22 protein-coding genes are annotated in these 23,888 nt (G+C 39.6%); 11 read left to right on the forward strand and 11 right to left on the reverse strand.

Annotated elements, in window-relative coordinates; translation table 11 throughout:
- Window positions 1-29: 29 nt before the first annotated feature.
- Window positions 30-194, reverse strand: coding sequence for a rubredoxin RubA (gene rubA, locus NDN13_RS00430; RefSeq protein WP_000760495.1), 165 nt, complete (start codon window positions 192-194; stop codon window positions 30-32).
- A gap of 348 nt (window positions 195-542) precedes the next feature.
- On the opposite strand from rubA, the gene NDN13_RS00435 reads away from it, so the two are divergent.
- The 7 genes from NDN13_RS00435 to NDN13_RS00465 all read left to right on the forward strand — a co-directional run bounded on the left by NDN13_RS00435 (window position 543) and on the right by NDN13_RS00465 (window position 7,640).
- The gene (locus NDN13_RS00435) at window positions 543-980 is read left to right on the forward strand and encodes an SRPBCC family protein (protein WP_251116731.1); all 438 of its coding nucleotides are present in this window, start codon (window positions 543-545) and stop codon (window positions 978-980) included.
- A gap of 158 nt (window positions 981-1,138) precedes the next feature.
- The gene (lysS, locus tag NDN13_RS00440) at window positions 1,139-2,665 is read left to right on the forward strand and encodes a lysine--tRNA ligase (RefSeq protein ID WP_251116732.1); all 1,527 of its coding nucleotides are present in this window, start codon (window positions 1,139-1,141) and stop codon (window positions 2,663-2,665) included.
- Between the two features lie 142 nt (window positions 2,666-2,807).
- The gene (locus NDN13_RS00445; RefSeq protein ID WP_251116733.1) at window positions 2,808-4,265 is read left to right on the forward strand and encodes a capsule assembly Wzi family protein; all 1,458 of its coding nucleotides are present in this window, start codon (window positions 2,808-2,810) and stop codon (window positions 4,263-4,265) included.
- A 10-nt stretch (window positions 4,266-4,275) separates the two neighbouring features.
- Window positions 4,276-4,434, forward strand: a complete 159-nt coding sequence (locus tag NDN13_RS00450; RefSeq protein ID WP_251116734.1) for a hypothetical protein — start codon at window positions 4,276-4,278, stop codon at window positions 4,432-4,434.
- Window positions 4,435-4,592: 158 nt separating this feature from the next.
- Window positions 4,593-5,501: a sulfate adenylyltransferase subunit CysD gene (gene cysD / locus NDN13_RS00455; protein ID WP_005243206.1), complete on the forward strand. Its 909-nt coding sequence runs from the start codon at window positions 4,593-4,595 to the stop codon at window positions 5,499-5,501.
- A gap of 77 nt (window positions 5,502-5,578) precedes the next feature.
- A complete protein-coding gene (gene cysN / locus NDN13_RS00460; protein ID WP_251116735.1) occupies window positions 5,579-7,192 on the forward strand; it encodes a sulfate adenylyltransferase subunit CysN in 1,614 nt (537 codons plus the stop codon).
- Between the two features lie 91 nt (window positions 7,193-7,283).
- The gene (locus NDN13_RS00465; RefSeq protein WP_251116736.1) at window positions 7,284-7,640 is read left to right on the forward strand and encodes a hypothetical protein; all 357 of its coding nucleotides are present in this window, start codon (window positions 7,284-7,286) and stop codon (window positions 7,638-7,640) included.
- A gap of 137 nt (window positions 7,641-7,777) precedes the next feature.
- Here the strand turns inward: NDN13_RS00465 and NDN13_RS00470 are convergent, their stop codons facing one another.
- Both NDN13_RS00470 and NDN13_RS00475 read right to left on the reverse strand, forming a co-directional pair.
- Entirely contained in the window at window positions 7,778-8,677 is a 900-nt protein-coding gene (locus NDN13_RS00470) for a DMT family transporter (RefSeq protein WP_251116737.1), read from the reverse strand.
- 153 nt (window positions 8,678-8,830) lie between these two features.
- Entirely contained in the window at window positions 8,831-9,379 is a 549-nt protein-coding gene (locus NDN13_RS00475; protein ID WP_251116738.1) for a DUF2239 family protein, read from the reverse strand.
- A gap of 214 nt (window positions 9,380-9,593) precedes the next feature.
- Between NDN13_RS00475 and NDN13_RS00480 the strand changes: the two genes are divergently transcribed.
- Both NDN13_RS00480 and NDN13_RS00485 read left to right on the forward strand, forming a co-directional pair.
- Complete coding sequence (locus NDN13_RS00480; protein ID WP_251116739.1) at window positions 9,594-10,109, forward strand: hypothetical protein; 516 nt, start codon at window positions 9,594-9,596, stop codon at window positions 10,107-10,109.
- Between the two features lie 63 nt (window positions 10,110-10,172).
- Entirely contained in the window at window positions 10,173-10,436 is a 264-nt protein-coding gene (locus NDN13_RS00485) for a ribosomal protein L7/L12 (protein WP_251116740.1), read from the forward strand.
- Between the two features lie 40 nt (window positions 10,437-10,476).
- Here the strand turns inward: NDN13_RS00485 and paeA are convergent, their stop codons facing one another.
- Together paeA and NDN13_RS00495 are read right to left on the reverse strand one after the other, a co-directional pair.
- Entirely contained in the window at window positions 10,477-11,805 is a 1,329-nt protein-coding gene (gene paeA, locus NDN13_RS00490; protein WP_251116741.1) for a polyamine export protein PaeA, read from the reverse strand.
- Between the two features lie 201 nt (window positions 11,806-12,006).
- Window positions 12,007-13,008 (reverse strand): LysR family transcriptional regulator, encoded by a 1,002-nt coding sequence (locus tag NDN13_RS00495; RefSeq protein ID WP_004652708.1) that lies wholly within the window; start codon window positions 13,006-13,008, stop codon window positions 12,007-12,009.
- 529 nt (window positions 13,009-13,537) lie between these two features.
- Here NDN13_RS00495 and NDN13_RS00500 point away from each other — a divergent pair.
- Entirely contained in the window at window positions 13,538-15,142 is a 1,605-nt protein-coding gene (locus tag NDN13_RS00500) for an isocitrate lyase (RefSeq protein ID WP_016540529.1), read from the forward strand.
- 309 nt (window positions 15,143-15,451) lie between these two features.
- Here the strand turns inward: NDN13_RS00500 and sodB are convergent, their stop codons facing one another.
- From sodB to NDN13_RS00515, 3 genes are all read right to left on the reverse strand, one after another.
- Window positions 15,452-16,078 carry a superoxide dismutase SodB gene (sodB, locus tag NDN13_RS00505; RefSeq protein ID WP_251116742.1) on the reverse strand — a complete coding sequence of 209 codons (627 nt, stop codon included), beginning with the start codon at window positions 16,076-16,078 and terminating at the stop codon, window positions 15,452-15,454.
- A 226-nt stretch (window positions 16,079-16,304) separates the two neighbouring features.
- A complete protein-coding gene (locus NDN13_RS00510) occupies window positions 16,305-16,928 on the reverse strand; it encodes a superoxide dismutase (protein WP_251116743.1) in 624 nt (207 codons plus the stop codon).
- A 344-nt stretch (window positions 16,929-17,272) separates the two neighbouring features.
- Entirely contained in the window at window positions 17,273-18,031 is a 759-nt protein-coding gene (locus tag NDN13_RS00515) for a Nif3-like dinuclear metal center hexameric protein (protein ID WP_251116744.1), read from the reverse strand.
- A gap of 187 nt (window positions 18,032-18,218) precedes the next feature.
- Between NDN13_RS00515 and NDN13_RS00520 the strand changes: the two genes are divergently transcribed.
- The gene (locus NDN13_RS00520; RefSeq protein ID WP_251116745.1) at window positions 18,219-19,406 is read left to right on the forward strand and encodes a trypsin-like peptidase domain-containing protein; all 1,188 of its coding nucleotides are present in this window, start codon (window positions 18,219-18,221) and stop codon (window positions 19,404-19,406) included.
- A gap of 329 nt (window positions 19,407-19,735) precedes the next feature.
- Here NDN13_RS00520 and NDN13_RS00525 read toward each other — a convergent pair whose 3' ends face one another.
- From NDN13_RS00525 to NDN13_RS00535, 3 genes are all read right to left on the reverse strand, one after another.
- A complete protein-coding gene (locus NDN13_RS00525) occupies window positions 19,736-20,941 on the reverse strand; it encodes an MFS transporter (protein WP_251116746.1) in 1,206 nt (401 codons plus the stop codon).
- Window positions 20,942-21,091: 150 nt separating this feature from the next.
- Window positions 21,092-22,228, reverse strand: coding sequence for a porin (locus tag NDN13_RS00530; protein ID WP_251116747.1), 1,137 nt, complete (start codon window positions 22,226-22,228; stop codon window positions 21,092-21,094).
- A gap of 83 nt (window positions 22,229-22,311) precedes the next feature.
- Window positions 22,312-23,658, reverse strand: coding sequence for an MFS transporter (locus tag NDN13_RS00535; protein WP_251116748.1), 1,347 nt, complete (start codon window positions 23,656-23,658; stop codon window positions 22,312-22,314).
- Window positions 23,659-23,888 lie beyond the last annotated feature (230 nt).

Here is a 23,888-nt window from a genome sequence, read left to right on the forward strand (position 1 = left end):
TGATCATTGTCACGGCCTTCTCGATCTATTTAGATTTCAATCATTTCAAAATCAGCTTTTGAAACGCCGCAATCTGGGCAAGTCCAATCATCTGGGATATCTTCCCATTTGGTCCCTGCTGCAATGCCGTCTTGTGGCCAACCTTCTGCTTCGTCGTAAATCCAACCACAAACGATACATTGATATTTTTTCATGTGACTCTCCAAACTGATAGGTATGCTCAAATTGCCTTTCAGTAAAACTATTCCATAATGTCGCTACGATCGCTGCAATAGAACTAACTTGTGTTGATCGGGAGTTAGATTTTTACGCAGAACGCCATTTAAGTAAAGTAAATGCAAGAGTTTAATCATTTATTCAAAAAGCGATATGGCAATTCTATCTGAAACTCTTGTTATTTGAGCAATTACTCTAATTTTTTACAACAATATAAATGCTTATGTAATTAAAAATGAATAATCGTATGAATATAGTGTGTATAAAAAACAAACATTCAGAATCAAGTTATGATGAATCACAACAATGAAAACGGAGAATAGGGCATGGAAACTCTGTCATATAATATAAAAATTTATGCGACTCCAGAGAAAGTTTGGGAGGTTTTGTGGACACCTGAGAGTTATCAGGCATGGACAAAATTCTTTGCATGCGACTCAACCATGAAAACCGACTGGAAAGTGGGTGGTAAAACTTTTTTTGGTGATGGTAAAGGCAATGGCATGATCTCCACCATTGAAAGCATAGACGAACCTAAAGAGATTGTGTTTAAACATCTTGGGATGATTCAAGATGGTAAGGAAGATCTTGACAGTGAGGAGGTGAAATCTTGGGCGGGTGCTTTAGAAAAATATATGTTGTTTGATTTTAATGGTGAAACGCAACTGCATGTTGAAGTCGACATTCAACCTGAACATGCTGAATTTATGAATAAAGGCTTTGATCAGGGACTTGCCATGGTGAAACATTTGGCTGAAAAATAATTCATTCGTGAGTGGTTTCTGAGACTGAATTGCTGCGTTATCTTGATTCAAAAACGGATCAATCTTGATTTTTTTGAATTGTCTGGTTGAAACAATACGAAAATGAGTTGTGATCTGCTATTCTATGTCACTTCATTTTTTACTTAATCGAGGCAGAGATGACGCAACAAAACGCTCAATCGACTTCTGAACAAACACTTTCCGAAAACGATTTAATCGCACAGCGTCATGCCAAATTAAAGCAAATCCAAGAGACTGCAAAACAAACGGGTAAGAGCCCGTGGCCAAACACGTTTAAACGTGAGCATTACACTGGTGATCTGCAAGAACAATTTAAAGATCAAGACAAGGCGCAAATTGAAGGCGCTGAAAAAGTTTATGTAAAAGTTGCGGGTCGTGTCATGCTCAACCGTGGATCATTTATTGTGATCCAAGACATGACAGGTCGTATCCAATTGTATGTGGACCGTAAAGGTTTGCCAGCTGACATTTTAGAAACCATTAAAAGTTTAGATCTTGGCGATATTATTGCAGCTGAAGGTTATATTGGTCGTTCTGGTAAAGGTGACTTATATGTTCACCTTGAAGGTTTTGAATTACTGACTAAATCACTGCGTCCACTTCCAGACAAATTCCATGGTTTAACGGATACTGAAGCAAAATATCGTAAACGTTATTTAGATTTGATCGTAAACGAAGAAACGCGTAAAACCTTTGAAATTCGTGCCAAAGTGGTTGCGGGTATTCGTACATTCTTGACCAATGAACGTTTCATGGAAGTTGAAACGCCGATGATGCATGTGATTCCTGGTGGCGCATCTGCAAAACCATTTGTAACGCATCACAATGCTTTGGACATGGAACTGTATTTACGTGTTGCACCAGAACTCTATTTAAAACGCCTTGTGGTGGGTGGTTTTGAACGTGTCTTTGAAATCAACCGTAACTTCCGTAATGAAGGGGTTTCAACACGTCATAATCCAGAATTTACCATGATTGAGTTCTATCAAGCCTATGCTGATTATAAGGACTTGATGGTACTGACTGAAAACATGCTTGAAAAATTGGCTTTAGATATCTTGGGTACAACTGATGTACCTTATGGTGAAGAAGTATATAGCTTCAAAGGCCCATTCAAGAAAATCTCAATGTTTGATGCAATTCTTGAACACAACCCGACTTTCACGCCTGAAAATGTCAATGACCGTGAGTTCTTGGCGAGGTTCACGCAAGATGTATTGAAAGAGAAAGTAAAACCAGGTTTTGGTTTAGGTAAGTTGCAAACGATTGTGTTTGAAGAAACCGTAGAAACCCAATTACGTCAGCCGACATTCATTACTGAATATCCAGCGGAAACTTCTCCATTGGCACGCCGTAATGATGATAATCCACACATTACCGATCGTTTTGAGTTCTTTATCGGTGGTCGTGAGTTGGCAAATGGCTTCTCCGAGTTAAACGATCCAATTGATCAGGCTGAGCGTTTCCAAGCACAGGTTGCCGAGAAGGATGCCGGTGATGATGAAGCAATGCATTATGATGCAGACTTTATTGAAGCCTTGGAATATGGTTTACCACCGACGGCGGGTCAGGGTATCGGTATTGACCGTTTGGTGATGTTATTTGCGAATGCAGCAAGTATCCGTGATGTATTATTATTCCCGCATATGCGCCGTAAAGATTAATTTACCGTTTATTCAAAAGCCACTTCAATGAAGTGGCTTTTTTATTTTCATCATTAAAAAATAATTATTGCATTTGATGATTGAAAAGAGATCGTAAAAAAACGATCATGTGCACATAAATAAATTTGAGAACAGTTGAGACATGTTTCTAAAAAAATCGCTTTATGTCGCATTATTTGCTTCGCTTTCATCTGCAACATTTGCACAAGGTCTTATTTTAAATGATGCAAACCTGCGAACAGATCTTAACTGGCTGAATCAACAAGGTGTTATTCAAATTAGTACATCGACTTGGCCAATCAGTGGGGATGAAATTCAACGTGCCCTATCTCAAGCTAAGGTGAGTAATAATGCTCAGCAAAAGGTAGTGAATTCAGTTGTTAATGCGTTAAAAGCAGATAATGAAACGGTTAAAATTGGTTTACATGCAGGTTCTGATCTTAAAACGGTTCCTCAAACATTTGGTGATAATCAAAAATCACAATATCAAATTGCTGCAGAATTTAATGCAGGTGGTGAGAATTGGGATGCCAAACTGCGTGTCAATGGAGAGAAGGATCCATTGATTAACAATGGGCACGATGTCAATGTTGAAGGTTCTTATTTAGCAGGAAAACTCTGGAATCAATGGGTAATTGCGGGTCAGATTCCGACATACTGGGGACCAGGCCATGATGGCAGTTTGATTCGTGGTGATGCGAGTCGTCCTGTTTATGGTGTCACTGTTCAGCGCGCTGTGCAAAATGCATTTGAAACTAAGTGGTTGTCTTGGATTGGTCCATGGCAGTATCAAGCTTTTGCTGGGCAATTAGATGATTATAAAGCTGTACCAGACACAAAATTGATTGGACTGCGTTTTACTGCTCAGCCTTTACCTTATTTGGAGCTTGGCGCTTCTCGCGCAATTCAAATTGGGGGTAAAGGCCAGCCGAATAGCTTTAAGGCTTATTGGAATGCAATGATTGGTAAAGACAATGGTTGTGATGATAGTGGCTGTGTAGGAGATGACAATGCATCCAACCAGATTGCTGGTTTTGATGGACGTTTATTGCTGCAGCCTTTACTGAACGTACCAGTAAGTTTATATACTCAATTTGTTGGTGAAGATGAAGCGGGTGGATTACCAGCGAAGTACCTTTATCTTGCTGGTGCAGATTTTTCATCAAGCTATAAAAATATGCCTTATCAACTCTATGCTGAATGGGCGGATACCCGTACTAATGGTGAAGTAAAAGGCGTTTCTTATAGTCATCATCAATATACTGATGGTTATTATCAACATGGTTTCTCTTTAGGTCATGCGATTGGCGGGGATAGTCAGATGTATTCGGTTGGTGGTGATATCCGTTTTGACGTGATGAATCGTTTAAGCGGCCGTGCAATTTATGCCAAAGTAAACCAATCCAACTTAGCAATCAATGCAGCCTTTCCAAAAGAAGATACAGTAAAAGGCCTAGACTTGACTTGGACGCATTATCTGAAACCGACCATTCCTTTAAAAGTGAATGGTTGGGTCAGTGATTCTGATCTGGATGGGCGTGATGGTGGTATTTCTGTTGGTGTAGAAATTCCATTAGAACGTAAAATGTTTGGTTTCTAATAGAAGCTAAATGATTGGAAAAGAAGCCTTTGGGCTTCTTTTTTTTGTATTTGATTTATGTGAAATTGGTTGTATTGATATTCCAGAATCTTATTTTCATATCATAATTTTGCATATTGATATGAAAAAACAAGCTAAAGAACTCAATCTAAATTATTATAATGAATAACCTTTACTCAGTAGCATATTTTCTACTGCAAGTAAGAATATCGATATCATGAAAAATTGGAGTTGTTATGGCACTCGTTCCTCCACACAGTCTTCAAAGTGGTGGTGTAATTCCACTTATAGATTTTATGGATAGCATGGATAAGGAGGAAATTGTACATGACTGAAAATAGATTGACTCACCTCAAGCAACTTGAGGCAGAAAGTATTCATATTATTCGTGAAGTTGCGGCTGAATTTGAAAACCCTGTAATGCTTTACTCGATCGGTAAAGATTCAGCGGTGATGCTGCATTTGGCACTCAAAGCATTCTATCCAGCAAAACTCCCATTCCCGCTACTGCATGTAGATACCGGTTGGAAGTTTAAAGACATGATTGCTTTCCGTGACAACATGGCAAAAACGCATGGCTTTGATTTGATCGTGCATCAAAATGTAGAAGGTCGTGAGGCTGGGATTAACCCGTTTGATCACGGCAGTTCAAAATATACTGACATCATGAAAACCCAAGGTTTAAAACAAGCTTTGGATAAATATCAGTTCGATGCTGCTTTTGGTGGTGCGCGTCGTGACGAAGAAAAGTCGCGCGCCAAAGAGCGTGTCTATTCTTTCCGTGATAATAAACATCGTTGGGACCCTAAGAACCAGCGTCCAGAGCTTTGGAATCTTTATAACGGTAAAGTGAATAAAGGCGAAAGTATTCGCGTATTCCCATTGTCGAACTGGACTGAGTTAGACATTTGGCAATATATCTATTTGGAAAATATCCAAATCGTTCCTCTTTATTTCTCTGCAGTTCGCCCAGTGGTAGAACGTAGTGGTACGTTGATCATGGTGGATGATGAGCGTATGCGTTTAAAAGAGGGTGAAGTTCCACAAATGAAATCGGTACGTTTCCGTACGCTTGGCTGTTATCCATTAACAGGTGCAGTTGAGTCTGAAGCAGATACCTTGCCTGAAATTATCCAAGAAATGCTTTTAGCCACTAGCTCAGAGCGTCAAGGTCGTATGATTGACCATGATGAGGCAGGCTCGATGGAAAAGAAAAAGCAGGAAGGTTATTTCTAGTCAATCTCCCCCAACTCCTCTTTAAAAAAGAGGGGTGTTTAGGAAATTCGATTTCAAATTTTGTGGAGTTTTGAGCAATGTCTCATCAATCAGATCTTATTAGCCAAGACATCTTGGGATATTTAAAACAGCATGAACAAAAAGATTTATTACGCTTTTTGACGTGCGGTAACGTCGATGATGGTAAAAGTACCTTAATTGGTCGCTTACTTTACGATTCAAAATTGATTTATGAAGATCAATTACAAGCGGTGACCCGTGACAGTAAGAAAGTGGGTACCACAGGTGATGCGCCTGACCTTGCTTTATTGGTTGATGGCTTACAGGCTGAACGTGAGCAGGGTATTACCATTGATGTGGCTTATCGCTATTTCTCCACTGAAAAGCGTAAGTTCATCATTGCAGATACCCCGGGACATGAACAATATACGCGTAACATGGCAACAGGTGCATCAACAGCTGATCTTGCGATTATCTTGATTGATGCACGTTATGGTGTGCAAACACAGACTCGTCGTCATTCGTTTATTGCTAGTTTATTGGGCATTAAAAATATCGTTGTTGCGATTAACAAAATGGATTTGGTGGAATTCTCAGAAGCACGTTTCAATGAAATCCAAGTTGAATATGATGCTTTTGTCAGCCAACTCGGTGATCGCCGTCCTGAAAATATTGTGTTCGTACCAATTTCAGCACTGAATGGCGATAACGTTGTTAATGCATCAGCAAGTACACCGTGGTACAAGGGTCAAACCTTGATGAGCATTCTTGAATCAGTGGAAATTAAACGTGAATCAAATAAACATGAATTCCGTTTCCCTGTTCAATATGTGAATCGTCCAAATCTCGATTTCCGTGGTTTCGCAGGTACGATTGCCTTGGGTGAAATTAACGTCGGTGATGAAATTGTTGCTTTGCCATCTGGTAAGAAATCAACAGTTAAAGAAATCGTCACTTTTGATGGTAACCTTGAGCAAGCTGTTGCTGGTCAGGCCGTGACTTTAACTTTAAACGATGAAATTGATATTTCTCGTGGTAACGTTTTGGTTCGTGCAGGCGAGCAACCTTTGATTTCACGTAGTGTGCGTGCATCAGTGGTTTGGATGAATGAGCATCCATTGGTGAAAGGCAAACTGTACAATGTTAAAATTGGTACACAGACTGTACCAGCCAAAGTCACTGCAATTAACTTCCGTGTCAATGTCAATACATTGGAGCATACGCAAGTTGAAGAGCTTGAACTGAATGCAATTGCGGATGTTGTGGTTGAGTTTGATGCGCCAGTGGTGTTTGATCAATACCAAGACAGCCGTTACACAGGTTCATTTATCTTTATTGACCGTCTAAGTAACGTAACTGTTGGTGCGGGTATGGTTGAAGCTGCGGTTGAATGGACAGCGCATAGCAATCCTGTGACTGCGGAAGATCGTGCAGCTCGTTTAGGTCAGAAGCCTGCGGTGATTGGTGTGTCTGCATCGTTGATTGAGAAAGCTCAAGCTTTAGAAAGCTTGTTGATTCAACAGGGTGTAGTTGCGATTGCGAAAGCAAATTTAACAGTTGAGCAAATTGCATTGTTGCGTGAAACAGGTGTTGTAATTATCACGACGACTGTGGATAGTACAGATACAGACATTACTGCTGAAACAGTTGAAGAAGCTGCTGAAAAAGTGGTGGAATTGGTTCGTCTTTAATCGGCTGGATTGATTTTCAAAAACCCGCGTAAGCGGGTTTTTTTATTGTATTGTGGATACTCTATATTTTATATAACGACATTTCTAATAAATGAAACTTGAAACCCTTAATAAAAATGCCGAATTTTATTTGGCTTCACTAGCTTTGGGTGTTTTAGAAGCAATGAAACAAGGTATTCTTTCTCCTGAAGTTGGAATATGTTCTTTAGCAAGGCCGAGCTTTTCTAATGAATTCTTAAAATCCACAATAATTTCCGATGATCTGAAATATGTAATAGCTTGTTTTGATGAGATTGATGTTTTATCTTGCTTTGATAGTGGAGAGCTAAAGCAACAGCAAATGATTGATGAATTGAAAGAGAGATGTCTAAGTTGTTTGCAGGAAATTGATTATAAAAATATTGATATGAAAATGACATCTTCAATAAATGATGAAGATGATTTATAGATTATGTCTGATTGTTCCACTGATCAAGGAGGTGGAACAATCAAAAAATTAAAAAATATTTTGGGTTTTTGAATTAAATATTCTTTTATATCTTTAGGGTAATCTTGAATCATCGTCAAAACATTTCTCGATCAATTCTATAAGGTATCTTTCGTATGGTCCAAGGTCTGAGAACGATTTGTTTTGGTGGCTTTCCTATACACTAAATAAACGCCACTCAAGATCGCTGCAATTCCAATATAGTCGAAACTAGAAAGTTGGGTATTAAAAATCATAAAGTCGAGTATTAAAGTCACAAGGGGTACAAGATAGAATAAGCTGGTTGTATTCACCAGATTTCCTGATTGTAATAATTTATAGAAAATAAGTTGGGCAATCACAGAAACAATGATGCCTTGATATAAAACTGGAATCCAAAAACCTAAATTCATCTCAAAATTAAATGATTGAAAAGGGGTGATTAGGATTATGAAAATCAAAGAAATTGTATATTGTAGTGGTAAAACGTGCCATGGTTTTTCAGAAATTTTTCTTTGTAGAATCACACCTGCCGTAATACATGTCAGGCACATAATTGAAGCAAGCGTTGCCCATAAAGATAATTTATTGACAAACATATTGTTATAAACCAAACAAATAATTCCAAAAAAACTAAGCAGTAGTCCAGTAAGCTTCACTTTGGAAAAACTCTTTTCAGTAATAAAAAAAGTCAAAATGGGCTGTAATGCAAGAATGGTGGAAAGGAGCCCTGGGGAAATTCCAAATTCAAGGGATAAAAAATAAAATAAGGTATAACCCGTAATTAAAAAGCAACCTGTCAATATGACATATTTAAAAGAGGTGTTTTGTGGGTAAAAAGGCTGTTTTGAAATCACACAGAAGGATAAAATTAATGCGGTAGCAATCAAAAAACGAAAAAACAGAAAAGGAATTGCAGCACCATGATGAAGTCCCCATTTGGTAAAAATAGCAGCACTTCCCCAGAGCAAAACGAATAGGCTGATATAAAGGAAATTCTCATTCTTAAGTTTGACCATTTTACTTATCCTTTTATATCTATATTTTTAGGTCTTTAAATATCAGTTTTATATGATGATTAAATTATGATTTTCACTCAATGGTGATAAAAATGCTCTATCGCCTAAGACAGATAGAGCAAGTTATTTTAACAAATGATAAAAAGAATGCATTTAGAAAATATGACGTGTTTTGAAAACTAAATAGCTTTTTATATCTTTAGGATAATCTTGAATCATCTTTAAGAAGATCTCGCGATCCCCCTGATATAAAGCACGTGTTGCTTCTTCGTAATTTGGCATATTACCCAACATGGTTGACATAAAACGATCAGTGGCTTGCTTGGCGAGCATAATATTACTTTCAGAATTTGGATCATTCAGCTCTTTATCAATTAATTTACGAATCACAGCCGATGCACTGGCACTTTGTTGATCTAACCAGTCCCAATGTTTCTTCTGTAAGGTAATTTCACGAGAAATGACACCGAGTTTCGGTCGCCCAACTTTTTTAATTGCCTCTGGCTCAGCGTAGCGTTGCTGTAGCTCTTGCTCAGAACCAGAGAGATCAAGATCTATTTGTTGGCCAGTTTGATCATTAAAAAATAAGATATTTTCCACTGTCGCGGGAATGAGCTTAATTTTCAGTGCAAGATCAGTGGGGGTACCACTTGCAATCAAGTTACTGCCAGTGAATGCCGTATAGGTTGTTTGAAGATTCATTATAATCGCATATTTTTATCGGGGTAAAATAATATTATCAGGGTAAAATAATTATGGCAAATAAATAAACAAAAAAAGTATGTTACTCATCAAATCGCTTGTTGGATTGGCGTGATAAAAATAACGAAGATCACCACGCATTTTTAATTTTTATTCTGTTTTAAATAGGCTTTTATGAGACAATACTTTTTTATTTTTGTGTATTAGGACTCCCATGATTGAGCAATCTCCTGAATCTTTAAGCGATATCGAAATTTTAGACATTTTACAGTCTATGAAAAAAGATAAGCTGGATACGGAAGCAAATGAGATGATCCGTAATGGGGGTAAAGCTGGGCGTCAAGAAGCACATAAACAGGCTTTGGTCGCTCTCAGTACAAGCTTTGAAGAGAAGTTTGTAGAAGCGGTGACATTAGCATTGGGCTTAAATGCAGGTCAGGCCAAAAAAATCCGTTATAAAAAAGACCGTATCCGTATTCTCAAAGTGCGTGGCATTGATTATTTAGCCATTGATGGTGCTGAAACGGCTCAGGTCTTGGCTCAGGTAGCCCAAGCCATTGGCCGTGAAGATGCAACTGTAACGCACGATTTGCATAATATTTTCCCATTCTGGAAAGAAGGCTGGCCGATGGTTCAGTTTGATAATGCTTATAAAATCCTAGCAGAAGATATCGGTATTCATTATCAAGCGGTGTTGGATGAGCTGATTTCATTGTATGGTGGAAATTAAGGAGTTCTAAATATCCTGCTCTGATGCGGTTCTCAATAGAAAATAACAAGGATTGTTAATTTTATGACTTTAGCACCAAAGATTCCGCCAGAAGCACTCAATGTGCTCAGAGCAGGGCAATTAATTGATGCAATTAAGATCACACGGGAAAAAACAGGTTTAGGCCTCAAGGAATCTAAAGATTTAATTGATCAGTATCTGCAAGATCATCCGCAGGAACAGGCACAGATCCAAGAACAATTGGCACAGCGTAGTCGCGGTGGCATTAAAATCTTTAGTTTGATGCTCTTGATCTTTGCTGCTGTGATCTGGTTCATGATGAAATAAAAAAAGCCCATTATGGGGCTTTTTTCATGAACTGTTCTGCTTAATCTTCTTGAGTCGTAGAAGTATCGTTTTCTAGAGTAGGGATGATTTGTGTGACCAGTAACTGGTCAATTTTGTAGTGGTCGATATCGACAACTTCAAATTTAAAACCCGCATATTCAACAGCATCGGCAGGGCGCGGGATCTTGCGCAGACGATACATAATAAAGCCAGCAATTGTCTCGTAATTTTCATTTTCTGGGAATTCGTCAATTACCAGCGCATGTTTTACATCTTCAATTGGTGTACTGCCATCAATGAGCCATGAGTTGTTATCACGCTTAATAATTTGTTTTTCTTCATCCATTGGCGTGACCCAGTCGCCCATGACGGTGATCATAATGTCACTCAGCGTAATCACACCAACAACTAGAGCATACTCGTTGATTACAACCGCAAACTTCTCTTTGGTTGAGCGGAATCGGTCAAGTAGTTCTGATAAGGTTAGTGTGTCAGGAATAATCAGGACATTACGGATGATTGATTCATTGAGTTGGGTAAAAGATTGATTATTTAAAATTCGAACCAGAATATCTTTGGCATCAACATAGCCAATGACTTGGTCAATGTGTTCATTACAAATTAAGAATTTTGAATAAGGGTGATCGGCCAACTTTTGACGAATACTGTGTTCAGCCTCATTCAGGGTAAAATAAACGATATTTTCCCGTGCTGTCATACTGGATGGGACAGTACGTTCTTCAAGTTCAAATACGTTCTCAATAAAATGGTGTTCTTGTTTTTGTAATACGCCTGCTTGTGCACCTGCATTGACGATGGCAGAAATATCATCAAAGGTCATGCTGTCATCGCGTTTGGTGTCAATTTTAAAGATTCTAAAAATTGAATTGGCAATGATATTAATAAACCAAGCCAATGGTCTGCAGATTTTGATAAAGATGGTAATTGGGTTGATGACTTTGATGGCTAGTTTTTCTGGAAAGATCATCGCCAGACGTTTTGGCATCAAGTCTGCAAATAAGATAAACAGGGAGGTGACGGTTAAAAAGGATAAACTGAATCCGATGGTATCTGCCCAAGGTCCTGGATAAAGCTCAGTCGCCAAATTGTGGAAGTAAGGACGTAATGAGGATTCACCAACAATACCCCCTAAGATTGCGACGGCATTCACACCGACTTGGGTTGATGCAAAAAAGTCTGCTGAGTTCTCTTGTAACTCGATGACTTTATTAGCACGTTCCTCACCACTTTCAGCAAGGAGTTTGAGTTTGATTTTTCGTGATCCAGCAATCGCGATTTCAGATAAGGATAAAAAGAATGAACATGCGACTAGAATAACTAGAATCATCATGCTTTGGAAAATATCCATACATCACCTTTGTTGGTAGGACACAGCCTATACGTTCGCTTATGCAAATAATTGTTGGTTAGGCATTATTTCACTCGCTTATTCTGTAAGAGAATATAATCTATCAATAAGTAAAAGAAATAAGTTTTTATTGATATTATTATTAAAACAATCAGCCACACCTAAGATATGGCTGAAATTTCATCTTGTTAATCTGCTTAATTAAAAAAAGCTGTGTGGTAATTGCGAATTGCCATTATTCAACAAATACTCACGATTTTCTTCCTCAATCATTTGGCGAGCAACAAACAAAATTAATTGTCTGAGCCAACGATGTGCAGGATGATGATGCAATAACGGACACCAAGCCATTTTCAGTTCAAACTCTGGAATATAAAAAGGAGGATCCTTTATAACCAGTCGTGGATTCTGAGTTTGCAAACGTGCCATACGAGTTGGTAAGGTTGCAATTAAATCTACATTCTGTGCCAATAATGCCGGCATTTGATAATGGCGAGTAAAGACCGAGATCTTACGGCGTTGACCGATACGCTCTAAAGCTTGATCAATCCAACCTAATCCAGCTTGTTTTTCTGGATTGACACCAAAGCCGACACCCATACCTGTTTTAGATACCCAAATATGTTGTGCATCCAAATAGCTTTTTAAATTAAGGTGGGTTACCGCAGGATGTTTGTCATTCAGAATACAGCTAAAACTATCACGCCATACCAGAACTTGGTGGAAGCTTTGTGGAATTTCATTGAAGCGGTTAATGGCTAAATCAACTTTGCCTTGTTCCATGTCGCGATAAGACACATCGCTTGGTGTCAAGAAATCCAAGACCACATTGGGTGCTTCTGAACGTAATGCCTTCACTAAACGTGGAACTAGTGTTGCTTCGGCATAATCGGAGGTCATAATCCGGAATACGCGATTACTGGTATAAGGACGGAATTCGGTACGTGGTTCAAGAATCATTGAAAGGTCTGACAATGCATCTCGAATACGAGGCTGTAATTCTAATGCACGTTCAGTTGGCGTCATGCCTTCAGAAGAGCGAATGAGTAGGGGGTCATTAAACAAATTACGTAGTCGACGTAAAATATTACTCATTGCAGGTTGGGTAACACCCAGTTGCTCCGCTGCACGGGTGACATTTTTTTCACGAAGAAGTACGTCAAGATAAATTAATAAATTGAGATCGACTCGCTCCAGATTCATAAAAAAAATACCGAAAATAAAATCCTTAAATTGTGTTGAATTATGACATATCTAAAGCAATTTGTGTAACTTAATCCGCTATAACGCGACTGTAGCACTATGTGTATCGCAACTTGGCACATTCGGTTGATTTATTTAATTTAGCAGGTTTCATCGGTGGCGTTCATTTGATGCAAATTGAGCAAAATCACAGAAAAAAATTGGTGTTTTTAGGTTTTTAAATCGCCAAAATCTGGGTTTTTATGAACTGGGGAGTCTAGAAAATTGTACTGAAATCGGTTTGTTTGACTTGTTTGTGTATTTTAAAATTTTAATAAAAACATTTGTTTAGGTGTTATTTTTGGCATTTTTGAAAAATGCTTATACATATATTTTTTTAGAAAATACTGAAGATTAAGCCAGAATATTGGATAAATCGCTTGCCAAAGACTAAGCTTTGAGACATGTTGATGGGGCGCTTGAAATCTAGACTAACTAAAATCAGGATTTCCTAGCCCTCATTCGATGCCAATCCTCAAAGGAATATATCATGACTACATATCAAACAGCGATTGATGCAATCCGCGAATTAAAAGCAAAATTTGGCAACACTTGGGCAGATATTAGTCCTGAAGATGCTGCTCGTATGCAATTGCAAAACCGTTTCAAAACTGGTTTAGACATTGCTAAATATACAGCTGCGATTATGCGTCGTGATATGGCTGCTTATGATGCTGATTCTAGCAAATATACTCAATCATTAGGTTGCTGGCACGGTTTCATCGCGCAACAAAAAATGATCGCGAATAAAAAATACTTTGGTACTACTGAACGTCGTTATATCTACCTTTCTGGTTGGATGGTTGCTGCGCTTCGTTCAGAATTTGGTCCACTTCCTGACCAATCTATGCATGAAAAAACTTCTGTTCCTGCATTGATCGAAGAAATCTACACGTTCTTACGTCAAGCTGATGCGAAAGAATTAAACGATTTATTCCGCGCACTTAAAAAAGCAAACGAAGCGGGTGATACGGCTAAAGCTGCTGAAATCACTGCTCAAATCGACAACTTTGAAACTCACGTTGTGCCAATTATTGCGGACATCGATGCTGGTTTCGGTAACGAAGAAGCAACTTACTTACTTGCTAAGAAAATGATCGAAGCGGGTGCTTGTGCCCTTCAAATCGAAAACCAAGTATCTGATGCGAAACAATGTGGTCACCAAGCTGGTAAAGTAACTGTTCCACACGAAGACTTCATCGCTAAAATCCATGCATTACGTTATGCATTCTTAGAAATGGGTCTTGATGACGGTATCATCGTTGCGCGTACTGACTCTGAAGGCGCTGACTTGACTCAAAAAATCCCAGTGGTTAAAGAGCCAGGTGACATCGCTTCTCAATACATCAGCTATTTAGATACAACTGAAATCGACATCGCTGATGCGCAAGAAGACGAAATCCTCATCAAGCGTGATGGTAAATTACACCGTCCTAAGCGTTTAGCTTCTGGCTTGTATCAGTTCCGTGCTGACACTCAAATTGACCGTGTTGTACTTGACTGTGTATCTAGCCTTCAAAATGGTGCTGACCTTCTTTGGATCGAAACTGCGACTCCAAACGTAGAAGAAATCGCTCACATGGTTAACCGTGTACGTGAAACAGTTCCAAATGCGAAGCTTGTTTATAACAACAGCCCATCGTTCAACTGGACTTTAAACTTCCGTCAACAAGCTTACGACCGTTGGGTTGCTGAAGGTAAAGACGTTTCTGCTTACGACCGTGCTAAATTAATGAGCGCTGAGTACGATGCTACTGAATTAGCTGCTGATGCAGACGCTAAGATCCGTACATTCCAAGCAGATGCTGCTCGTGAAGCGGGTGTGTTCCATCACTTGATCACACTTCCAACTTACCACACTGCTGCGCTTTCTACTCATGAGCTTGCACAAGGTTACTTCGGTTCTGAAGGTATGTTGGCTTATGTTGCTGGCGTACAACGTAAAGAAATCCGTGGTGGTATCGCTTGTGTTAAACACCAAGCAATGGCGGGTTCTGACATCGGTGATGATCACAAAGAAATCTTCTCTGGTGACAACGCTCTTAAAGCACACGATGATGCTAAAAACACAATGAACCAATTCGCTGCTCACTAAGCACTGAACTGATTCAAGAGAAACCCTGCGAAAGCAGGGTTTTTTTTGCTTTAAAATAAATACTTAAGACTGAATCTTTGTTTCAAGAAAACTAATTATGGCCTTTCTGATTATTAGTGATGAGACACTTTCTATTGAAAAATTATTCAATGAGATAGGTCTATTTTTATGAATCTAAGGGCGATGTAAAAGAGACTTTATTTAAAAAGAGCAACAGAATTGAACGGCTGAGTTGAATGATTCCATCAAAATATAAGCATAAAAAAACTGCTCATAATGAGCAGTTTTTTTAGTTTGAGAAATAATAAATTATTTCTCAACACCCGCTGCTTGACCTGCAAGTTTTGCATTTGCATAGTCCCAGTTTACTAGGCTTTCTAAGAAAGTCGCGATGTATTTAGGACGTAAGTTACGGAAGTCGATGTAGTAAGCGTGTTCCCATACGTCGATAGTTAATACTGCAACTTGGCCATGTGCAAGTGGCGTATCTGCATTGGCAGTTTTAGTAATCGATAATTTTCCGTTTACTTCATCAGCAACTAACCAAGCCCAACCTGAACCGAATTGAGTTGTTGCAGCAGCAGTAAATTCCTCTGCAAACTTTTCGTAGCTACCAAAAGCTTCTTCAATTTTCGCTGCAATCGCACCAGTCGGTTTACCACCACCATTTGGCTTCATGCTGTTCCAGTAGAACGTGTGGTTCCATACTTGTGCAGCATTGTTAAAGATACCTGCTTTAGATGCATCACCAGCAGACGCTTTGATGATTTCTTCTAAAGATTTACCTTCAAGGTCAGTACCTTTGATTAAGTTGTTTAAGTTAACAACATAAGTATTGTGGTGTTTGTCGTGATGGTATTCTAAAGTTTCGCGAGTGATGTGTGGCGCTAAATCATCATAGCCATATGGAAGTGCAGGTAAAGTAATGGTTGTCATGTTTCATTCCTTGCAAATTTGCTGGGTTTTACATTAAGTGCCTTTATTGTAAATGATTCTATAGACAATAGGGCAGTCTTTTAATACACAAAATATGCAAAAAATTTCTTTATGAGACATATACGATACAACAATGATTAGAGTTTTTAGCTCGGTTAGTGAACGTTGCAAAAAACTCTAACTTATTTTTATAGAGATGCTGATTTAACTTGGACTGCTATGAAAATTACTGAGTTTTGGCTTGTAATGCATCATGATAACGACGATTGACTTCATCCCAAGCCACCACATTATAAAATGCAGCAATATATTCAGGGCGGCGGTTTTGGTATTTTAAATAATACGCATGTTCCCATACATCCAGACCTAAAATAGGCGTATTGCCATGCATCAAGGGTGAGTCTTGATTGCCACTACTTTCGACCACTAATTTGTGTTCAGGTGTCACACTCAGCCATGCCCAACCACTGCCAAAACGACTAATCGCTGCTTTGGTGAATGCATCTTTAAAAGCATCGAAACCACCCAGTTGTTGATCAATTGCTTCAGCAACAGCTCCTGTTGGTTGTCCGCCACCTTGCGGGCTCATGATCGTCCAAAAAAGTGAATGATTGGCGTGTCCGCCACCATTGTTAATCACCATATTTTTAAGAGCAGCAGGGACGTCATTCACTCTGGCAACCAATTCTTCTACGGGGAGTTTTTCCCATTCTGTACCTTCAATTGCACCATTAATATTATTGATGTAGGTCTGATGATGTTTGCTATGGTGAATTTCCATTGTTTTGGTATCAATATTGGGTTCAAGTGCATCGTAAGCATAAGGAAGCGCCGGTAACGAATAAGCCATGTGTTTGATTCCTTTTAATCAAAATGATTTTTTTTGGCATAAATTAAAGCGCCTTCATTATTCATTTAAAAGCAAATGAGAATCAATATCTTTTAATTCGCTTTTATCTATATAAAAATGGATAAAAAATAAATTTTATTTATCATTGGTTTTTGTTGGGGCTTGAATTGACTTGCCAATGAAAGAGAATGTGTTCTGAGTTAGGCTTTTTAAGCCCAAAGATAGGGTAACGATGTTGCAATGCTGGTGATGCTAGCGCAAATTTTAAGTTGAAAATGGATTCATTTAAAAATTATGAAGAAAAGGAGTGAAACGAATTTCACGCCTTTCAAAGTTGGATCAGGTTAAATCGGATTGTTGAGTTCAAAATATTCGGTTTTGATTGAAAACTGATTTTCAATTGCCTGTGCTAAACGCTGTACACCATAACGTTCAGTGGCATGGTGACCACAGGCAAAATAATGTACGCCGAGTTCTTTTGCTTCATAGAAGGTACGTTCGCTGACTTCACCCGAAATATAGGCATCACAATCTGCTTGAGCTGCTTTGGCAATAAAATCTTGTGCGCCGCCTGTACAGAAACCAACTTTTTTGATGAGCGATTTATCACTTGGCAGATGAATCACATTAAAGTCAAAAATGCTCTGTAACTTTGTTTTAAATTGTTCTGGACTTAGTGGGTTGTCTAAATAGGCAATGTTGCCAATTGGATGCTTTTCACTTGGATCCAAAGCTTCCAAATCTTTGAGACCGATCAAATCGGCAATGGCGATGTTATTGCCTAAAGTTGGATGTGCATCCAAAGGTAAATGGTAGGCGATCAAGGAAATATTATTTTGAATCAGTTTCTTGATACGATTGCCACGCATGCCCGTAATTGGGTAGGGTTCGCCTTTCCAGAAATAGCCATGATGGACAAGCAGTGCATCGGCTTGTTGGGCAATTGCAGCATCAATTGCATCTTCAGATGCAGTCACGGCACATACAATTTTATTGACTTCAGACTTGCCTTCGATCTGTAAGCCGTTTGGTGCGTAGTCTTTAAATTCATTGGCTTTTAAAGTCTGGTTACACCATTGCACAATGTCATGCAAATTTGCCATGTGATTCCTCAATCTTTTTACATCTTTTCTCAGCACAATAAGAACATATTTTCAAATGTAACTAAAGCTAGACAAAACTTTTTTAACTTTTGCATTGATTTTAAGCAATTTACTTTACAATGGTGGAAACTTCCAGTTCTTCAATAAATTACGTTGATCACATAATTTCGCCTAGAGGATAATAGACGTGCGCCGTGCATTTACATGGTTACCTTGGGTATTACTCATTCTTGTTATTTTTAGTTTTCTGGCTTGGCAGAAATCACATCAACCGAAACCAACGGTGGCTGCTGATGGGGTAAAAATGCCCGCAGAAAAGGTTGAACCACTGATTGATACCACGCGTACGGGTGGGGTGGTTTCGTATAGCGCTGCGGTCAAAGTGGCGGCACCTGCTGTGGTGAATATCTTTACCACACAGAAAGTGAAACAGATGAATCATCCATTATTGAATGATCCTGTGTTTCGTGAGTTTTTCGGCAATCAAATGCCACAACAACCCCAAAACGAAAACAGTTTGGGTTCAGGCGTAATTGTACGTGCGGATGGTTATATTCTGACGAATAATCATGTGATTGCGCAGGCCGAACATATTGTCGTGGCTTTACAAGATGGGCGCCGTGCTGAAGCGACCGTGGTTGGCACTGACCCAGACACCGATTTGGCGGTAATCAAAATTGAATTGGATAAATTACCAGTGTTGCCATTTAAATTAAGTGGTAATGAAGTGGGTGATGTTGTGCTCGCGATTGGTAATCCATTTGGTGTTGGTCAAACTGTGACTCAGGGGATTATTTCTGCTACAGGACGTTCGGATTTGGGCATCAATACCTATGAAGACTTTATTCAAACCGATGCTGCAATTAACCCAGGTAACTCGGGCGGTGCATTGATTGATGTTGCGGGTAATTTGATTGGGGTCAATACGGCCATCTTCTCGCAATCGGGTGGTTCACTTGGAATTGGTTTTGCGATACCTGCCAAAGTGTGTCAGCAAGTTCTTAATTCAATTTTGAAAGATGGGCGTGTGGTACGTGGTTGGTTAGGGATTAGCTTAATTCCAAATAACATTGATGAAGATGTTCTGACCGCTAAACCAGTTGGTGTCACTGTTGCAGATGTAATACGTGGCGGACCATCTGATTCTGCAGGCATTAAGCGTGGTGATAAGATTATTCAAGTGAATAATGAGCAAATTTCAACTGCATCACACTTGATCAATTATGTTGCGTTACAAGCGCCAGAAAGTTTAATTGATGTGGTGATTGAGCGTGAAGGCAAACAACAAACTTTACAGGTTAAAGTTGGAGAGCGTAAAGCGCAACAAAATGCACAATCGCAATATATTCCATTGCCTAAGCGTCAACAACAGTAAGCTGGCTTTGATGATAAATAAGGGCTGCCGATGAGCGGCCCTTATTTATTTCAGGTCATAAAAAAAGCGTGTTGATCGACTGATCAACACGCTTTTTGCATTTTATTGACGTTTTTATTTTTTATTAAAGCATCGAAATTTGATGGTTTGATGACAGCGCTTTGATGTTTATATGACAAAGGTCAAATATGCACTATTTGCCTTAATGTGCACAAAATGCTTGGTTGAAGTACTCAAATAAATCAGGGGTCTGAAACCAGATTAAGATCGAAAGACTCATCAAGCACAGAAGGGTGACAAACAATAGCAACTTAAAATGACGTTCTATATTAGTCATGAATCACAGCCTCTTCATTCACGAAAAGATGGATAACAACACCAAAAGCACTCAGCACTAAACAGGCGAGCCAGATCATATTGTAGTTGCCTGCAATATCATGATTGACCCCACCAAGCCAGCCACCAAAGAATGAGCCGATTTGATGAGTAAAGAACACAATACCACTGAGCATGGATAAATATTTGACCCCAAACATATTGGCCACAATCCCGTTAGTGAGCGGAACAGTGGAAAGCCAGAGTAGTCCCATAATGATCCCAAAACTATAAATGGTCAATGTGCTGAGTGGGAGCAAGAGAAAAGCAATAATGGCAATGCCGCGTAAACCGTAAAGCAGCATCAGCAGCCTAGGTTTTGAATAGCGATCACCTAACCAACCTGCACCATAGGTCCCTACAATATTAAATAGACCGACCAGTGCCAAGAATATCGTACCTGTTGTGGCATCGAAGCCATGATCTATTAAATAACCAGGTAGGTGTACGCCTAGAAATACCACTTGGAAACCACAGACCAGAAAGCCGAGCGATAACCACCAAAAAGGTTTGTGTTTTCTTGCGATATGTAAAACCTGTTTAAAGCTTAAGCTTGGTTGATTCAGCGCTTTAGGTGCGGTAGAAGAAGGGGATTTCAATAACCAAGCCAAGGGAACAATGAATGCAATAGCAAAGGCACTCACCAGTAAAGCAGAAGACCAACCAATCGTTTTAAGGAGTAACAAGGTTGAAGGCAGCATAATAAACTGGCCAAAGGACCCCGCAGCACTGGCAATCCCCATGACCATACTGCGTTTCTCTGGTGGTGCAGCACGACCAACGGCAGAAAGCAATACTGTAAAAGAGGTCGCAGATAAGGCGAGTCCAATCACGAGTCCTAAGCTGAGGTTAAGTAAGAGTCCTGTAGAGCTAAATGCCATAAGGACTAAGCCAATAGCATAGAGTACACCCCCCGCCATCACGACTTTTTTAGTACCGTACTTGTCAGCAATCGCACCGGTAAAGGGTTGTGCAGCCCCCCAGATCAGGTTTTGCATGGCAATCGCAAAACTAAAAATATGATGGCCCCAACCAAAACTATCGCTCATGGGGACCAGATATAAACCAAAGCCATGGCGTACACCCAATGAAAGGGCAAGAATCAGCGCACTTCCGATCAGCATATAGACCAATTGTTTGGAAAATTGAGGGTTTGACATTGTTGTTGTAATCTTGGAATAAGTGAAAAGTATTCTAAAATACTTCTCGCCATATTTCGATTCCCTGCAAAAATTATTGTGACAAGATTTAAAGTCATCAAAACAGTCAACTGTAAGTTGACCGTTTTGTTTCAAATGGCAGGATATAATTTAGAACTTAAGTTCCAAGCCTAATCCGACGACAGGTTGCTTGTCTTTTTTATCTGCTTGTTCAAGTGTTAAATAACCTACATAGCCATAGCTTTTCACCTGCTTATTAAAGGCATAATCAGCCCCAGCCATGATTTGTTTGGCTTTAAAATCAGCTGTGGTGTTTTTAAAGCGGGTATCATTCTGGCTATATTGTGCTTTGAGCATCCATTTTTTTGCATTTGGAAGAATATATTCGGCACCCACTAACCAACCTTGAGCATCATCAATATTATTGGCTTTTGTGGCCCATTTTATTGCTTCAGCTGGGTCTGCATAGCTGGTTTGTTCCATTTCGGAGCGTTGATACAAGCTTTTAATCGCCAAACCATCAATCGGATTTAAACGCCCGATGGCACGTATGGTATTTGCTGTCGCAAAAGCTTGTGCGTCGGCTGTATATGCCTGTCCTGTGGCAACATTAAGAAAGCCACGCCCTGCAAAGGTGCTCGGAATGGCCTTGTCATAACCAAGACCTGCGACAAAAAATGGATGTTCATAGACCAGACTGGCAGACCACGCATCACCTAAACCACGACCTGCGACTTTTGCACCGCCGCTGGATGTTTTAATGCCAGATGACTCTCCCGTGGCGAGCAGAGCATTGAGTTTAACCACGCCTTTAGAGAGGTGAATAACTGGCGATTCATAGAGAACGACGTTATCGATACGGTTTTCTCCAGTCAGAATCCCGCCAATATCCGCTTTATTTGCCACATAATTATTGAAAATATCAACTGTACTTGAGAGCTGTTTGACAGGTGTATCATGTTTACCCACTTTGATGGTGCCGAATTGACTGTCCTTTAATCCGACAAAGCGGTTTCGTTGCGTCCAGTCTGTTCCATCGCCGTCGGCACTCAATCCCCATTCAATCGCATAAACTGCGCTTAGACGCTCAGTTAGTTTCTCATCTCCTTTAATACCCAGATAGGAGCTATTGGAGCTGATTTCCCACACATCTTTATTTGAGCTGTTGGCATTTTTTTCTGGTAAGTAATCGATACTGGTATCAATTTCCCCATAAAGTGTTGCTGCTGCAAAAGTAGTATTGGCTAGACATCCGAGCATGGCAAAGCCAAGAAGATTCAATTTCATATTGCGACCCCTGAAAAATGGTGTTGAAGTATTTAATTTGAAAACCGTGTGGGAGGGTTTATCCCACACAAAATATGTTGTGATTAAGCGAGAGAGTTACGTTCCAATACAGCTTGCTCGAACAATTTTTGTTCTTTGGCTTTATGTTCGACCGAGAAGCGAATGAGGATGACACTGAATGCGGCTACGGTCACCAAAGCACCTAAAATCATCAGGCAGGTTTGTACGTCGAGTAAACCTTTGAGTAAGAAACCTGCAGCAACAGCACCAACATTACCGCCTGCACCGATGATACCTGCGACACCACCGAGAGCATTGCGATCAATAAATGGCACAAGCGCGTAAGTTGCACCACAAGACATATGGGTAAATAAGGCAAAAACGGTCATGCTGATAATTGCAAGTGCTACGGTATTCATCTGAGAAAAAAGTATGAGGAATAAGCCTTCACATAGGATCATGATAAACAATACTTTTGTTCGACCATCTAAACCTTTTGATATTGCAACTTTATCTGAAAGATAACCTCCCAATGCACGGGCAAATAGGGCAAGCAGACCGAAAATACCCGCAGTCAAACCTGCTTCTTTGAGCCCCATATTGAAGTGATCGACATAGTACATGGCGGCAATGTTGTGAATAAAAATCTCGATACCAAAACAGGCAGCATAAGAAACAAATAGAATCCAGACACGATAATTACGTGCAGCTTGCATCAGAATCGCAACACCACCTTTTTTACCGGCACCAACTTCGATGCCTTGTTCACGCAACTCTTTAAAATTGCCTTGAGGACAATCTTGAGTGAGTTTCCAGTATAGTACGCCAACGATTAGCATCATGATGCCTGGTACAAGTAGCGCAATTCTCCATCCCATCGCTTGTTCCACACCAAACATGACGATTGCACCTAAAATAAGAGGCATAATTGCTTGGGTTGCACCACCACCTGCATTTCCCCAACCAGCAGAAGCTGCATTGGCTGTGCCTACCACGTTTGGTGCAAACATCACACTGGTATGGTATTGGGTAATTACAAAGCTCGCGCCAATTGCACCAATCAATAAGCGGAAGAATAAGAAGGATTCATAGGTATTTGCAGCAGCAACACCAAAAACAGGAATACTGCCAAGCAGTAAAAGGGCAGTGTAGGTTTTGCGTGGGCCGTATTTATCACAGAGTGGGCCAACGATGAGTCGAATTAAAATGGTAATCGCAACGGCTGCAATGTTGATATTGGCAATTTGATCTTTGGTTAAATTGAACTCGCCTTTAATGACAGGCATAAGTGGTGCGCAGGCAAACCATGCGAAGAAACAGACAAAGAATGCCAGCCATGTCATATGGAACGCACGCATGGCAGGTGTTGAAAAACTAAATAATTTTATTTCGGTGGCTTTTTTTGCATCAATATTCATTGGTGAAGACATAACTTTCTCCTGAACTGCACGTCATTTATTTTGCTTAGTCATTACGCTGCTTAAGCAAATCGAACAGAACGGACGTCGTTGGCCGTCATCAAATTGTTTTATGAATCGTCATTGATTCAATTTGTTTGATATATAGCAAGTGCCGTGCCAGAAAATTAAATTAACCAAATGAACAATTTAAAATGTTAATCATCAAGGTATTTATAAGAGGATTAAGTGAACCAAGAATA

The organism is Acinetobacter sp. C32I, assembly GCF_023702715.1.
GTDB lineage: Bacteria > Pseudomonadota > Gammaproteobacteria > Pseudomonadales > Moraxellaceae > Acinetobacter.

Coding starts and splice junctions, on each gene's coding strand:
- rubA (WP_000760495.1), bottom strand. CDS start 194: ATGAAAAAATATCAATGTATCGTTTGTGGTTGGATTTACGACGAAGCA.
- NDN13_RS00435 (WP_251116731.1), top strand. CDS start 543: ATGGAAACTCTGTCATATAATATAAAAATTTATGCGACTCCAGAGAAA.
- lysS (WP_251116732.1), top strand. CDS start 1,139: ATGACGCAACAAAACGCTCAATCGACTTCTGAACAAACACTTTCCGAA.
- NDN13_RS00445 (WP_251116733.1), top strand. CDS start 2,808: ATGTTTCTAAAAAAATCGCTTTATGTCGCATTATTTGCTTCGCTTTCA.
- NDN13_RS00450 (WP_251116734.1), top strand. CDS start 4,276: ATGATTGGAAAAGAAGCCTTTGGGCTTCTTTTTTTTGTATTTGATTTA.
- cysD (WP_005243206.1), top strand. CDS start 4,593: ATGACTGAAAATAGATTGACTCACCTCAAGCAACTTGAGGCAGAAAGT.
- cysN (WP_251116735.1), top strand. CDS start 5,579: ATGTCTCATCAATCAGATCTTATTAGCCAAGACATCTTGGGATATTTA.
- NDN13_RS00465 (WP_251116736.1), top strand. CDS start 7,284: ATGAAACTTGAAACCCTTAATAAAAATGCCGAATTTTATTTGGCTTCA.
- NDN13_RS00470 (WP_251116737.1), bottom strand. CDS start 8,677: ATGGTCAAACTTAAGAATGAGAATTTCCTTTATATCAGCCTATTCGTT.
- NDN13_RS00475 (WP_251116738.1), bottom strand. CDS start 9,379: ATGAATCTTCAAACAACCTATACGGCATTCACTGGCAGTAACTTGATT.
- NDN13_RS00480 (WP_251116739.1), top strand. CDS start 9,594: ATGATTGAGCAATCTCCTGAATCTTTAAGCGATATCGAAATTTTAGAC.
- NDN13_RS00485 (WP_251116740.1), top strand. CDS start 10,173: ATGACTTTAGCACCAAAGATTCCGCCAGAAGCACTCAATGTGCTCAGA.
- paeA (WP_251116741.1), bottom strand. CDS start 11,805: ATGGATATTTTCCAAAGCATGATGATTCTAGTTATTCTAGTCGCATGT.
- NDN13_RS00495 (WP_004652708.1), bottom strand. CDS start 13,008: ATGAATCTGGAGCGAGTCGATCTCAATTTATTAATTTATCTTGACGTA.
- NDN13_RS00500 (WP_016540529.1), top strand. CDS start 13,538: ATGACTACATATCAAACAGCGATTGATGCAATCCGCGAATTAAAAGCA.
- sodB (WP_251116742.1), bottom strand. CDS start 16,078: ATGACAACCATTACTTTACCTGCACTTCCATATGGCTATGATGATTTA.
- NDN13_RS00510 (WP_251116743.1), bottom strand. CDS start 16,928: ATGGCTTATTCGTTACCGGCGCTTCCTTATGCTTACGATGCACTTGAA.
- NDN13_RS00515 (WP_251116744.1), bottom strand. CDS start 18,031: ATGGCAAATTTGCATGACATTGTGCAATGGTGTAACCAGACTTTAAAA.
- NDN13_RS00525 (WP_251116746.1), bottom strand. CDS start 20,941: ATGTCAAACCCTCAATTTTCCAAACAATTGGTCTATATGCTGATCGGA.
- NDN13_RS00530 (WP_251116747.1), bottom strand. CDS start 22,228: ATGAAATTGAATCTTCTTGGCTTTGCCATGCTCGGATGTCTAGCCAAT.
- NDN13_RS00535 (WP_251116748.1), bottom strand. CDS start 23,658: ATGTCTTCACCAATGAATATTGATGCAAAAAAAGCCACCGAAATAAAA.